This window comes from Echinicola vietnamensis DSM 17526 (assembly GCF_000325705.1).
Lineage (GTDB): Bacteria > Bacteroidota > Bacteroidia > Cytophagales > Cyclobacteriaceae > Echinicola > Echinicola vietnamensis.
The window spans coordinates 4222679-4237348 of sequence record NC_019904.1 but is presented as its reverse complement, the minus strand read 5'-3'; the positions used below and the strand labels follow the sequence as shown (position 1 = coordinate 4237348).

Annotated in this window: 12 protein-coding genes and 1 riboswitch; all 12 genes read left to right on the top strand. The window is 44.4% G+C overall.

Annotation, left to right across the window (positions count from 1 at the left end; all coding sequences use genetic code 11):
* Positions 1-70 precede the first annotated feature (70 nt).
* The 12 genes from rpe to thiH all read left to right on the top strand — a co-directional run bounded on the left by rpe (position 71) and on the right by thiH (position 14665).
* The gene (gene rpe / locus ECHVI_RS17400; protein ID WP_015267336.1) at positions 71-721 is read left to right on the top strand and encodes a ribulose-phosphate 3-epimerase; all 651 of its coding nucleotides are present in this window, start codon (positions 71-73) and stop codon (positions 719-721) included.
* 158 nt (positions 722-879) lie between these two features.
* Positions 880-1386 carry a hypothetical protein gene (locus ECHVI_RS17395; RefSeq protein WP_015267335.1) on the top strand — a complete coding sequence of 169 codons (507 nt, stop codon included), beginning with the start codon at positions 880-882 and terminating at the stop codon, positions 1384-1386.
* A 591-nt stretch (positions 1387-1977) separates the two neighbouring features.
* Positions 1978-2937 carry a hypothetical protein gene (locus ECHVI_RS17390; protein WP_015267334.1) on the top strand — a complete coding sequence of 320 codons (960 nt, stop codon included), beginning with the start codon at positions 1978-1980 and terminating at the stop codon, positions 2935-2937.
* A 94-nt stretch (positions 2938-3031) separates the two neighbouring features.
* A complete protein-coding gene (gyrA, locus tag ECHVI_RS17385) occupies positions 3032-5560 on the top strand; it encodes a DNA gyrase subunit A (protein WP_015267333.1) in 2529 nt (842 codons plus the stop codon).
* 10 nt (positions 5561-5570) lie between these two features.
* Positions 5571-6782 carry a tetratricopeptide repeat protein gene (locus ECHVI_RS17380; protein ID WP_015267332.1) on the top strand — a complete coding sequence of 404 codons (1212 nt, stop codon included), beginning with the start codon at positions 5571-5573 and terminating at the stop codon, positions 6780-6782.
* Positions 6783-7785: 1003 nt separating this feature from the next.
* On the top strand, positions 7786-9042 hold the full coding sequence (locus ECHVI_RS17370; protein WP_015267330.1) for an alkaline phosphatase family protein: 1257 nt from the start codon (positions 7786-7788) through the stop codon (positions 9040-9042).
* 200 nt (positions 9043-9242) lie between these two features.
* Positions 9243-9342: riboswitch (TPP riboswitch) on the top strand.
* Between the two features lie 53 nt (positions 9343-9395).
* Entirely contained in the window at positions 9396-9602 is a 207-nt protein-coding gene (thiS, locus tag ECHVI_RS17365; RefSeq protein WP_015267329.1) for a sulfur carrier protein ThiS, read from the top strand.
* 86 nt (positions 9603-9688) lie between these two features.
* Positions 9689-11560: a phosphomethylpyrimidine synthase ThiC gene (gene thiC, locus ECHVI_RS17360; RefSeq protein WP_015267328.1), complete on the top strand. Its 1872-nt coding sequence runs from the start codon at positions 9689-9691 to the stop codon at positions 11558-11560.
* Positions 11560-12153, top strand: a complete 594-nt coding sequence (locus ECHVI_RS17355) for a thiamine phosphate synthase (RefSeq protein ID WP_015267327.1) — start codon at positions 11560-11562, stop codon at positions 12151-12153. Before thiC ends, ECHVI_RS17355 begins: the two co-directional genes overlap by 1 nt.
* Positions 12153-12800: a thiamine phosphate synthase gene (locus ECHVI_RS17350; protein ID WP_015267326.1), complete on the top strand. Its 648-nt coding sequence runs from the start codon at positions 12153-12155 to the stop codon at positions 12798-12800. Before ECHVI_RS17355 ends, ECHVI_RS17350 begins: the two co-directional genes overlap by 1 nt.
* Positions 12781-13548, top strand: coding sequence for a thiazole synthase (locus tag ECHVI_RS17345; protein WP_015267325.1), 768 nt, complete (start codon positions 12781-12783; stop codon positions 13546-13548). The genes ECHVI_RS17350 and ECHVI_RS17345 overlap by 20 nt, the downstream gene beginning before the upstream one ends.
* Positions 13541-14665: a 2-iminoacetate synthase ThiH gene (gene thiH, locus ECHVI_RS17340; protein WP_015267324.1), complete on the top strand. Its 1125-nt coding sequence runs from the start codon at positions 13541-13543 to the stop codon at positions 14663-14665. The genes ECHVI_RS17345 and thiH overlap by 8 nt, the downstream gene beginning before the upstream one ends.
* Positions 14666-14670: the final 5 nt, after the last annotated feature.

The following is a 14670-nucleotide window of genomic DNA, read 5'->3' as shown; positions in this document are numbered from 1 at the left end:
TAGTCCCGATTCTGCATTTTTTTTAGTTTCTTTATGCTTCATTTTGTTTGAGCTAAACCCAATAGTTACTATGGATACCCTTATTGCCCCATCGGTGCTGGCTGCTGACTTTGCGAACCTTCAGTCAGAAATAGAACTGATCAACGATTCCACAGCCGACCTCATTCATGTGGATATTATGGATGGTGTTTTTGTGCCCAATATTTCATTTGGTTTTCCCGTGGTGGACGCCATTAAGAAGCATGCCCAAAAGCCACTTGACGTCCACCTTATGATCGTAAATCCCGACCAATATTTAAAAGCTTTTAAAGCAGCAGGAGCCGAGACGATTACTGTACACCTGGAAGCCTGCCAGCACCTGCATAGAACTGTCCAAGCCATTCATGAGCTGGATTGTAAGGCCGGAGTAGCCATTAATCCCCACACCAATGTAGAACTTCTCAGGGACATCATTCGTGAATTGGATACGGTGATCATCATGTCCGTAAATCCAGGTTTTGGAGGACAAGAATTCATAGAGCATACCTACGAGAAAGTTCGGAATTTAAAGGCGATCATTACCGCTTCCGGTTCCTCGGCCAAAATAGAAATCGATGGTGGTGTCAACATGGAAAATGCCTATAAGTTGATCGATGCCGGTGCGGACATCCTCGTGGCGGGAAGTTTTGTGTTCAATGCGGAAGACCCTAAGGCCACCATCGCCAAGTTAAAAGAACTCTAAAACAATCAGGTAGTTAAGACCTGTTTTTTTTCCAATAGAAGTTGTTTTAAGTGAAAAATTTAAGGTTTTTTAATGAAATTTTCTTGCTTAATTAATGCTAATGCCTTTTATTGGAATTTAGTTTATTTTAAGAATATTCACTAAAAAGATTAAAAAAGATGAAGCGTTTATTTGGATGGGCATTGTTAATGATGTGTTTTATGAGTGTAGCTGCACAAGCTCAGCAAGAAAACAGTGAAGCTGAACCGGTTACCGATGAGGAGATTGAAAAGTTTGCAAGCATGAAGGATTCTGTGAATCACTTTATGGAAGTAAAGCAAGCGGACTTGGAAAGCATGATCAAAGATAATGAGGTATTTGATGTAGCTAGATACAACGAGATCAAGGAAGCTTGGGGCGATGATGCCAAACTTGCTGAGATCAACATTACGGATGAAGAGAAGGCCGAGTACGAAGAGATCTTGAACACCAAGAATTCCCTTTCTGATGTGATCAAAGAAAGAATGATCGAATTGATCAAAAACGACGAAGTGCTGGGAGCTGCTACGTATAATAAAGTAAATGCTGCTATGAAAACTGATCCCGAAGTGAAAGCTAAAGTGGATGAATTGATTGCAGAAAAAGCTAGTGCCAGAGCTCCTGAAGAAGAGGAAGACGGCGAATAACATAAACCCTATTAAGGTACTTAAAGCTCTCCTGTTTTGGAGAGCTTTTTTTATAGTGCCTGGCTCATCCAGCACAAGCGGAAATGATAGCGACTGCCAGTTTGCTGAAAGGTAAAGCTACGAAAAATTAAAAATGGGATCAGGCAGAAAAGATGAGGCTAGCCTTTTTTGATGGCTATCCATTTTATTTGGCTACGGATGAACACTGATAAACACAAACAGGATACTTCGGGTATGAAAATTCTGTGTTCTTCCCTTTTGTCCATGGTTTTTATGACTTGCCTCTGGCTATGAAGCGGGCGCTCTGCCAAGGCTTGAGGAATGCTGCTGGGTGTAAATCAGTCCTTGGTGGTCCTTTTAAGATGCATGATGAACCCGTTTCCAAAAATACAATGATATTTCAAACGCCCTTTTCTCAAAATATTGGCCACAGCCGTGAAGATGTAAGTTGAATTATTTAAATTTAGGTACCAACTATCAAGAAACTACGTAGATCCCCAGTTACCCATGACCAACATTATACTTCCCCGTAACGATCGTAAACACACTGTGTTATATTATATCTTAAAGCACTCATTTTCAATAGCTTTAATGGTTTTTGTTTCAAGTACATTTGCGCATGCACAAGAAGAAGATATATTTGGCATTGACACCAAGGCAAGGCCAGACAAAACCCGAAGGAGTGAAAGTGGCGTTGGAAATATCACCCGTGGCATCCTCAGCAAAATCTCCCTGGAGCTGAGCGTAGGATATGGCTTGCACCAAAACAGCATGGATTTTACCAGTGGCATGCCCGCCAATTATCCCATTGTTCCTTTAGGCGGCGACCCCAACGCACAAGACATTGTGGCCGGAGAAACCACTGCTTTTGAATCCAACAGCAGTGCGGTTCCTTTTGATGCGGGTGTTAGAATTGATCTATTCGGCTTGTTCTCCATAGGAGGGGGATATGGAAGGGAAATGGGGAATATGGCTGCCTTGGAAAGCTCTTCCCATCAATTCAACTTTTCCAATGATCGTTATGTATTTGATAAAATGTACGGTACCCTGGGCCTGGTACTCTATGATGCAAACAGGAGGCAGGCCTTTTTAAAGTGGAAATACCGAAAATACAGTAGCAATAACCATTATATGCAAGCGGAACAAAAACTGCGAATGGAGCAGCGTTACCCTTGGCGGTTTACCCTTGAAGGAGAATACGGTTCCATAAAAGTACAAGAGTCCTACGATGATGCCTTGACCGCGACAGAACCGTATTATGCGATTGGGCTCCGGATCGAGCGGGAGTTTTCGGAATACACCAAGATTTTTCTAAAGCCAAATGCGTCTTTCAGAAAGTTTAATTACCAATTGCCGGGCCTAGAAGAAAGTCAAATGATTGAGCAAAGTTTGTTCACCATAAATCTGGGCGTTGCCCTACGCCTTCCCGGGACAAAAAGGTGTAAAATTCCGGGATGTGGGGTGAAAATGAAACACTTACACAATGGCGTAGAATACCGCGGAAGTTCTATCTGGCACATGCAAAACCGGAAGGTAGGGCAATGGTATTAAAAAGCAAGGATAAAACCCTTTTGAAAGCGAAAATAGTATTTTAAAACCTTATTCTTTTTATTATCTTGCAACCTTATATTGAGAAATTCAACATATGGCCGAAGGAGAAAACGAGAACATAATACCGATTAACATCGAGGAAGAAATGCGTGGTGCCTACATCGATTATTCGATGTCCGTTATTGTTTCCAGAGCACTTCCAGATGTACGAGATGGGATGAAGCCGGTTCACCGCAGAATTCTTTTTGGAATGCAGGAACTCGGAGTACTTCATAACAAACCCTATAAAAAATCAGCAAGGATCGTAGGGGAAGTACTCGGTAAGTATCACCCGCATGGGGATAGTGCCGTTTACGAGACCATGGTAAGGATGGCACAAGATTGGTCATTGCGGTATCCTTTGGTGGATCCTCAAGGAAACTTTGGATCCATTGATGGTGACAACGCCGCCGCCATGCGTTATACCGAAGCGAGGCTAAAGCGAATAGCCGAGGAATTATTGACCGATATCAACAAAGAGACGGTTGACTTCCAGTTAAACTTTGACGATTCCCTCAAGGAGCCGGTCGTGCTGCCTGCAAAAATCCCTGCATTATTGTTAAATGGTGCTTCAGGTATTGCAGTAGGTATGGCCACCAATATGGCTCCCCATCAGCTTGGAGAAGTCATTGACGGGACCATTGCCTATATAGAAAACAATGATATTACCGTTGAGGAATTGATGAAGCATGTGATTGCTCCGGATTTTCCAACAGGCGGGATTATCTACGGTTATAATGGAGTAAAGTCCGCTTATGAAACGGGTCGTGGGCGAGTAGTGATGCGCGGAAAGGCTACGATTGAAACCAAGGATACGGGCAAGGAGATGATCATCATCAATGAAATCCCTTATTTGGTCAATAAAGCCAACATGATTGAGAAGACCGCTCAATTGATCCAAGAGAAAAAGCTGGAAGGAATTTCTGCCATTAGGGATGAATCTGACCGTCGTGGAATGCGGATTGTTTATGAACTTAAGCGGGATGCCATTGCCAATGTGGTCCTGAACAACCTCTATAAACAGACCCAATTACAAACATCCTTCAGTATAAACAATGTAGCGCTGGTAAAAGGCCGTCCCTACACCCTTAACCTGAAGGAACTGATTGTCCATTATGTGAATCACCGTCATGAGGTCGTGACCAGAAGGACAGAATATGAACTTAGGGAAGCAGAAAAGCGTGCCCATATCTTACAAGGGTACCTTATAGCCCTGGACAATTTGGATGAGGTCATTAGCTTGATCCGGAACTCCAGGGATCCTGAAACGGCGCGTACCGGATTGATGGAGAAATTTGAGCTGACCGAGATTCAGGCGCGTGCAATTTTGGATATGCGTCTCCAGCGTTTGACTGGAATGGAGCGTGAGAAGATCCAAAAGGAATACGAAGAGTTGATGCTCTTAATTGAGGACCTGAAAGATATCCTTGAGAAAAAGGAACGTAGGATGGAAATCATCAAAACGGAGTTGTCTGAGATCAAGGAACGTTATAACGATGAGCGAAGAACGACCATTGAGCATAACGCCGAAGATTTCAGCTATGAAGATATGATTCCTAATGAGGAAGTGATCATCACGGTTTCTCATCAAGGATATGTCAAAAGGACCGCCCTTAAAGAGTACCGGACACAAGGTAGAGGAGGAGTAGGATCCAGAGGAGTCAGTACAAAGGACGATGATTACACCGAATATTTATTCTCCGCGTCTACACATAATTACCTATTGATCTTTACCGATAAGGGTAAATTATTCTGGTTGAAGACTTATGCTATCCCAGAAGGCAGCAAGACTTCCAAGGGACGCCCGATCCAGAACCTGATCAATATAGAAAGTGACGATAAGATCCGTTCCATTATCCAAGTAACTGATCTCAATGATGAGGATTATATTCAGAACAATTTCTTGGTAATGGTAACCAAAAACGGGGTGATCAAGAAGACCACGCTCGAGCAATACTCAAGACCGCGTTCAAATGGCATCATTGCCCTCAATATCCGCGAAGACGATCAATTACTGAATGTGGAATTTACCCATGGTGATTCCCATATCCTCATAGCAGCTAAATCCGGCAGGGCAATTCATTTCCATGAATCGGCCGTGAGGCCAATGGGAAGGACTGCAACAGGAGTAAAAGCCATCACTTTAAGCGATGATAAAGATGAGGTTGTTGGCATGGTTTGTGTTAATAGAGAGGAAGCCACGTTATTGGTCGTTTCAGAGAAAGGATACGGAAAACGCAGTGCAGTAGAAGAATACCGCATCACCAATAGAGGTGGTAAGGGCGTGAAGGCGATGAACGTAACGGACAAGACAGGTAGTCTTGTGGCCATTAAGTCAGTCATCGATTCAGACGACTTGATGATCATCAACAAATCAGGTATAATCATCCGAACCCCGGTATCAGGACTGCGAATTATGGGCCGCGCCACACAAGGAGTACGGCTTATCAAACTGAATGAAAACGATGAAATTTCTTCCGTTGCCAAAGTAGAGCAGGTGGAAGAGGAGATTGAAGAAATTCAGGACAATGCAGATGAAAATCAAAACGAATCAAACGATAGCGAAAAACCAAAAGAGGAATAATTAGACAAAAATGAAGAAATTAATTTTATCATTGGCTTTGGTCGGTGTGGCTTCAACAGTAGCCTTTGGCCAGAAAAAGGTTGTTAAATCAGCTGAAAAGAACCTGAGAAAAGGTAATATCTCAGAAGCACTTACCGACATCGAAACGGCAACACAAGACCCTGAAACAGGAGCCGATCCGGAAACATTCTTAATCAAAGGTAAGATCCTTACCATCCAATTTGCAGCCGATTCCTCTAATACTGAGGCTACAGTGGATAAAGGAAGAAATGCCCTTGATGCCTTTAGAAAATCATTGGACATGGATGGAAATGATTCCACCAGTAAGATTGGCAAGGAAATTTACAAAGAAGTAGTTCCGGGTCTTCCTGAGAACCTTCAAGGAGAAGGCATCTTCAAATTGAAAACTGCTTCAGTAGACAAAGCCATTAGCAGATATGAAACGGATGACAATGCGTTGGCATCTAAGTTCTTTGCCATCGCAGCGGACATTGATCCGAAAGATACATCTATTGTGTTCAATGCTGGTTATACAGCTAACATGGCAGAAGATTACGATGCAGCAAAAAAATACCTAACGATGTTGCTTGATGTACCAGAGTACAACAAGCTCAACGCTTACTATTTCCTGATCCAAATTGCCAATCAGCAGGAAGATGATCAAGAAGAGGCTTATAGATTGGTAAAACAAGCACGTGAAGAATACCCTAACGACAAAGGGCTTTCTGAATTCGAAATTCAGCTACTGCTTCAACTGGAAAAAATGGATGAGGCCATGGCTTCCATCAAGCAATCCCTTGACCAAGATCCAAACAATGCGCCCATCCGCTTGCGATATGGTTACCTTAAAGAGCAATCTGGTGATCTTGACGGTGCATTGGAAGAGTACTTGAAAACAGTAGAAATTGATCCGGATTTCTTTGAAGGAAATTATTATGCTGGTGCGGTTTACATCGATCAAGCAAGAGGAATCATCAATGAGGTAAATGACCTTCCAGATGAGGAGTGGGAAGCCAAATCTGAAGACATGTTAGCAGAAGCTGACAGCCTTTATGAAAAAGCAATTCCTTTGTTTGAAAAAGCGGTAGAGCTTAAGCCCGACAATACAGAAATTTTGAGAATTCTTCATTCTATCCATACACGTCTAAAAAATGAAGAAAAAGCTGCAGAATATGATCAAAAACTGCAAGAGCTTCTTGGACCAGACTGGTTAGAACAATAATATTTATAAAGAAATATTTCTCTTAGATAAAAGGGTTGCTGGTGTACATTAGCAACCCTTTTTTAATGTTAAGAATAGATGGATTTGGGATCAAGCAGAAAAGGAATCCAGCAATATTTCTGAGGAGATAAATTTTGACATGTTCTTGTGAAAGAAAATTTCACACCGTTTAGTGATGGTTTTCCTCTATACGCACGAATGGGTTTTAGCGGGAAGTCGTTGGGAATAGGCCGATCAATGCGGCTAAAACGGAAAACGTTGAATGGGTTAATTTACCATGGGCTTCACCCATGGCTATGAATGTGCCGCCCCTTTTGAGGCTAACTTTCGGGTTACAACATACACCATACCACGGATCTGCAACGCCCTAAGCATCCTATCTGAGTTTATCAGGGTTCATGCGTGGCCAAATAGCAACCAAAGGTGGCGAAGAACATATTTACCCATCGAAATAGGTGTTCCCCATCTTTTCTGCTTGATCCGGGAAATGCGGCTAAAACAAAAATGTTGGATGGGCAAATTTACCATGGGCTTCACCCATGACTATGAATGTGCCGCCCCTTTTGAGGCTAACTTTCGGGTTACAACATACACCATACCACGGATCTGCAACGCCTTAAGCATCCTATCTGAGTTTATCAGGGTTCATGCGTGGCCAAATAGCAACCAAAGGTGGCGAAGAACATATTTACCCATCGAAATAGGTGTTCCCCATCTTTTCTGCTTGATCCGGGAAATGCGACTAAAACAGAAATGTTGGATGGGCAAATTTACCATCGGTTTCACCCATGACTATGGATGTGCCGCCACTTTGGGGCAAGCTTTCGAGTGTATATCATACATAATGCTAGCCCCAAAACACCTTATATTTAACACATACTTTACGATAAACGTAGGCACCATCCATCAACTAAAAGCTCCAATACTGGATAATTTAACGCTAAATTGATCTAAAATCCTATGGATTGGATTATTTTTGAGCTTTAAAACAATATTACTGCGCATGAGGTTATTTTTCGTCACGGTCTTATCGATGTTAACCATTTTCGAAGGATTTGGTCAAGGGCAACCGGCATCTTACGTGCTATTAATCTCCTTGGATGGCTATCGTCATGATTATACCGAGCGGTTTCATCCACCACATATAGAAGCGTTCATTTCGGAAGGAACAGCTGCCACCTCGATGATTCCTTCCTTTCCAACCAAAACCTTTCCTAATCACTACACCATCGCTACGGGTATGAGACCTGGTAATCATGGATTGGTGGACAATACTTTTTTTAGTCCTGAGAAAGATAAAATGTACCGCATCAGTGATCGCTCGGTCGTACAGGATGGAAGTTGGTATGGCGGTACTCCCATTTGGGTCCAGGCAGAAAAAAATGGCCTCACATCAGCCAGTTATTTCTTTGTCGGCTCTGAAGCTGCCATTCAGGGGATTCGTCCAAGTTATTACTATGACTATGACGGCACCGTTCCCAATGCAGAACGGATAGATCAGGTCCTGAAATGGTTAGAACTTCCTGAAGCGGAGCGGCCAAAGATGATTACCTTGTATTTTTCTGACATGGACGATACAGGACATAAATATGGTCCTGATAACGACGAGAAGTTAGAAGAGGCCCTGCTAAAGTTGGATCGTGAATTGGGAACGTTGTTTGAAGGTGTAAAAAAAACGGGGCTTCCTGTAAATATCATCATTGTTTCCGATCACGGAATGGCCAATGTGACCAAAGACCGGCTGATCGATATAGAAAAGCTCTTGGCACCTTTTCCATTGGAATATTACAATAATGGAGCTTTGGCCCATTTGCATTTGCAGGACCCAAAGGACAAGAAAAGGCTCAAACGATCCCTTCGAGAGTTAGAAGATCACTTTACTGTCGTAGATCCACTGACCAAGGGCCATTATGGATCGTCCATTGAGTACCCGTCAAGGGTTGGGGATCTATTGCTTATTCCGGATCCTGAACATTACCTTGTGGCTACGTCGGGATTCATCAAATACCAAAATCGAGGGGCAATGTATGATACCAAAACCTTTGGCGAGCACGGATTTGATCCGAAGTGGAAGGACATGCATGCCATTTTTTATGCCAATGGTCCCTCCATCAAGTCAGGATTGACCGTTAATTCCTTCGAGAACATCCATGTTTACCCGCTGCTCTGCACCTTACTCCAACTTCCCATTCCAGCGCACATTGATGGGGATAAACGGGTATTGGAGCATATTTTAAAGGAGAATACTACCGAAAAATAATCTGTTATTGGCACCATTTTCGGCGGCTTTATAGTAGGAGCTGGTTCCGTCATGACATGCGGCTAGAAACCCTGATTTGTGGCCTGAAAATTTTTCCCTGGAATATAATTTAGGGCTTAGTCCATGAAAATAGCCTAAAAGAAAGAAATTTTACCAATAGCTTTTGAAATTCCCACATCATGTTACCTTTGTAACCACGTACAAGACTTTAGGGGTGTTCCGATAATCTATCGGGGCTGAGACATACCCTCTGAACCTGATCCCGGTAATGCGGGCGAAGGGAAAAGTGAAGCGTCCTTCCGAGCGATTATCTTCATTCCTGAAGTTTTTTTATCACAAAAAATTAAATTCTTATGAATTTTATCCTTAACGGTGAGCCTTTTGAGCTTACAGAGGGGAATTTGTCATTGTCAGGAATGCTCCAACAACAACAGATTGATGCCACCCGTGGGATGGCCTTGGCAGTCAATGACCAAGTGATTCCCAAATCCGAATGGGACCATTACCAAGTCTCTGAAAACGACAAGATCCTTATTATCAAAGCCACCCAAGGCGGATAAGCTTTTTGGATCTTTGTCGATCGAGACTGGTTCCTCCAGGTTCTCATCTTACCCTTTCCAACTTTCCAACCTTACAAAGAATTACCATGAAAACGCTCAGTCAAGAAAACATTGAATCTTACATTACCACAGATCCTTTTCCTAATTCAAAGAAAGTATATGTATCGGGCACCTTGCATCCCATAAAGGTGGCCATGCGTGAAATCGCGCTGCATGATACCGTATCACACTTGGACCGTCATGAGACGGTAGAAAAAAATCCACCTGTAACGGTTTATGACACCAGTGGTCCCTATACTGATCCAGCGGCAGAGATAGATGTAAAAAAAGGGCTTCCCAGGCTCCGCGAAGAGTGGATCACCAATACGGGAGATGTGGAACAGCTAGATCAACTCACTTCAGCATACGGTCAGCGAAGACTGGCCAATCCCGCATTGGATAAGTTGCGGTTTGACCTGGTGAAAATGCCTTATCGTGCCAAATCAGGAAACAATGTAAGCCAGATGCATTATGCCAAAAAAGGCATCATCACTCCAGAGATGGAATACATTGCCATTCGTGAAAACCAACGCATCGCAGAACAGCAAGAACTCACCAAACAGCATCCTGGCCAAAATTATGGTGCCAATACGCCTAAAGGAATGATTACACCGGAATTTGTTCGGGATGAAGTGGCAATGGGCAGGGCAGTTATTCCGGCCAATATCAACCACCCCGAAGCAGAGCCCATGATTATCGGGCGAAATTTCTTGGTTAAGATCAATGCCAATATCGGAAACTCGGCGATAGGCTCCAGTATTGAAGAAGAAGTAGAAAAGGCCGTTTGGGCGTGCCGATGGGGAGCAGATACGATCATGGACCTTTCCACCGGAAAGAATATTCACGAAACCCGTGAATGGATTCTTCGCAATAGCCCCGTTCCCATTGGGACGGTACCCATTTACCAAGCGTTGGAAAAAGTCAACGGCAAGGCAGAAGACCTGACGTGGGAACTGTTTCGGGACACCCTGATCGAGCAGGCAGAACAAGGCGTGGATTATTTCACCATTCATGCCGGAGTATTGCTCCGTTACGTTCCCATGACCGCCAAAAGGGTGACAGGAATTGTTTCCAGGGGAGGTTCCATTATGGCCAAATGGTGCTTGGCCCACCACAAAGAAAATTTCCTTTACACCCATTTTGAGGAAATCTGTGAAATTATGAAAGCGTATAACGTCACCTTTTCACTCGGGGATGGTTTACGCCCAGGATCCATTGCGGATGCCAATGATCCGGCCCAATTTGCAGAACTTGAAACGTTGGGTGAATTGACGAAAATTGCTTGGAAACATGACGTACAGACCATTATCGAAGGCCCCGGCCATATTCCGATGCATATGATCAAAGAGAACATGGATAAGCAGTTGGTAGCCTGTGGGGAAGCGCCTTTCTATACCTTGGGACCATTGACGACGGATATTGCCCCCGGTTATGACCACATCACTTCAGGAATTGGTGCGGCGATGATCGGATGGTACGGTTGTGCGATGCTGTGTTATGTTACCCCTAAGGAACATTTGGGCTTGCCAGAGAAAAAGGATGTCAAAGACGGCGTCATCACCTATAAAATCGCTGCCCATGCAGCAGATTTGGCAAAGGGACACCCTGGAGCCCAATACCGTGATGATGCCCTCAGCAAGGCCCGTTTTGAATTCCGCTGGGAAGACCAGTTTAACCTTTCCCTAGACCCGGACACCGCAAGGTCATTCCATGATGAGACACTTCCTGCAGATGGTGCCAAAATAGCCCATTTCTGTAGCATGTGTGGCCCCAATTTCTGCAGTATGAAAATCACCCAAGATGTAAGGGATTATGCTGACAAGAATGGACTGAATGATCAAGAAGCCATCGAAGAAGGGATGCAAAAGAAAGCACAGGAGTTCTCCGATAAAGGTGGTGAAATCTATCTAAATCAATAATGGAGCTGGTCGTCATCAGTTCACCGAAAAGCGAAAATGATGAAATCGAAACCATGGTCCAGCTTTTGGACCATGGTCTTTACCGTCTCCATCTACGAAAGCCGGACTGGTCAAAAGACCAAGTAGAAGCGCTCATTGCGCAGATTCCTGTCGCTTACTACCCGAAAATATCCCTTCACGAGCACCACGAGCTCATCGAAGCACTCGGACTAGGAGGGAGGCACTTTAAAAGTGACCAAACAGTGCATGCTGGTTCCGGCGTTGGGAGTAAATCCTTTCATGATCTCGCAGCAATGGAAGACGATATCAACCACTCCTTAGATTATGGATTTATAGGTCCCGTTTTTGACAGTATTTCGAAGCCGGGTTACCGACAGCAATTTACAGTAGAAAAAATCGGCGACTGGATCGCAAACCATAAACGACAGCTATCCTTTCGACTATTTGCGCTGGGCGGGATCATTCCAAAACATCTTCCTGATTTAAAATTGGCCGGTTTTGATGGAGCGGCATTGCTTGGAGGGGTGTGGAATGGTACAGATACCCAAGAACGATTAAACCGGTTTTTAACCTATAAAAATATACCCCTATAATGACCAAAATCAATTCATTACATTACATCACACCTAATCTCGACCATCCAAAGGACTATTTGGATGCCATCCAATCGTATTGCGAAGCAGGAGGAAAATGGGTGCAACTAAGGATGAAGGCATTTCCAAAGGCCGTGATTTTGAGAACTGCCTTTGGTGCCAAAGAGATCTGTCAAAGATATGGCTGTTCATTGATCATTAATGATCATCCTGAGATCGCCCATAAATCGGGAGCAGACGGTGTGCATGTCGGGAAGAAAGACAAATCCGCCAAAGATATCCGAGAATGCTATGGCGACCGGTTGCTCATTGGCGCTACTGCAAATACCCTGGATGATATCTTGGTCGCGGCACCAGTGGCAGATTATATTGGTTTAGGACCGCTGCGCTACACTAGCACGAAAAAAGATTTAAGTCCTATACTGGGAATAGATGGTTATCAGAAGATTATACCAAAATCAAAAAACATATTCCCGCACTTGCCTATCATTGCCATAGGAGGAATAATCCAGGATGACCTTCCTGCTTTAAAAGCAGCTCGGCTTGACGGTGTGGCCATCAGTGGCCTTCTCCAAAAGAGTAGTACCCCTCAAATATTAATTGAAGAAATCAAAAATACATTCGCCTATGTTGACCATTGCCAATAAAACCTTCACCTCAAGGCTATTTACTGGAACAGGAAAGTTTCCTACTTATCCCTCCATGCAAGAAGCCTTGGAAATTTCCGAATCAGAGCTGGTAACCGTGGCCCTAAGAAGAGTGGACATCAAGGACAAAGCGGACGATATGCTGGCCCACTTATCGCATCCAAGGATCAATTTGCTGCCAAACACTTCTGGTGTTCGCACCGCAAAGGAGGCCGTATTTGCTGCACAGCTGGCCCGTGAGGCACTTGAAACCAATTGGGTAAAATTAGAAATCCACCCGGATCCCAAGTATTTATTGCCCGACCCCATCGAGACCTTAAAGGCGACCGAAACCCTTGTCAAAGAAGGGTTTACCGTCTTGCCATACATTCATGCTGATCCGGTGCTCTGCAAGCGGTTAGAAGAAGCCGGAGCCGCAGCGGTGATGCCCCTTGGCGCTCCGATCGGCAGTAATAATGGGCTCAGGACGTTGGATTTTCTAAAGATCATTATTGAACAGAGCAACGTGCCGGTGGTGGTCGATGCAGGCCTTGGGGTTCCTTCCCACGCTGCCCAAGCCATGGAGATCGGAGCTGATGCCGTATTGGTCAATACTGCCATCGCAGTGGCACAACAACCAACAGCCATGGCAAAGGCTTTCAAAATGGCCGTAGAAGCGGGGAGAATGGCCTTTGAATGCGGCCAAGGAGCCATGAGCTCCCATGCAAATGCGAGTAGCCCACTAACAGAATTCTTGTCTTATGAATGAGTTTAGAGACCTATTAGCCCAATATCCACCCGAGGAAGTCGATAAAGCCCTCGCCAGCATAACACCGGAAAGGGTAGAGCAGGCATTGGCCAAAACAGAAAGGGATCTGGAGGATTTTTTGGCCTTGATTTCTTCTGCAGCGGCGCCATACTTGGAAAAGATGGCCCAGAAAAGCCGTCAATTGACCTTGCAGCGGTTTGGGAACAATATGCAGCTTTTTGCACCCTTATACCTCTCCAACGAATGCCAAAACATTTGCACGTATTGCGGATTTAGCCTAGACAATAAAATTCCCCGGAAGACCCTTTCCGACCAGGAAATCATGAAGGAGGTGGAAGTATTGAAAGGTTTGGGCTTTGAGCACATCCTGTTGGTGACGGGTGAAGCAAACCGGACGGTAGGGGTAGACTACCTCGAACACGCCATCCAACTGATCAAACCCCATTTTGCAAACGTCAGCATGGAGGTGCAGCCATTGGACCAGCATGAGTATGAACGGCTGATCAGCAGTGGGCTGCATAGCGTACTGGTTTATCAAGAGACGTATTACCGTGATACCTATAAAATTCACCATCCCAAAGGCAAAAAATCAAACTTCGACTACCGGCTCGAAACGCCAGACCGGTTGGGAAAGGCAGGTATCCACAAAATCGGTATCGGATCATTAATTGGTTTGGAGGATTGGCGAGTGGACAGTTTTTATACCGCAATGCATTTGCGCTATTTAGAGAAGAAGTACTGGCAAACCAAATATGCCATCTCCTTTCCCCGTCTGCGCCCATTTTCCGGGGGACAAGAACCTAAGGTGGCCATGAATGACCGAGAATTAGTGCAGCTCATTTGCGCATATCGTCTACTTGATCCTGACGTGGAATTGTCTTTATCCACAAGGGAATCAGAGCATTTCAGAAACCATGTGATCAAATTGGGCATTACATCCATGAGTGCCGGTTCCAAAACCAATCCCGGAGGCTATGCAGCGGGCGAGGAATCCCTCGAGCAATTTGAGATTTCCGATGAGAGAAGCCCTGCTAACATCGCGGCCCTATTGGAAAGAAACGGCTATCAACCCGTTTGGAAAGATTGGGACCCAGCGTTGCAAAGTACTTTTGGGTAATAAAA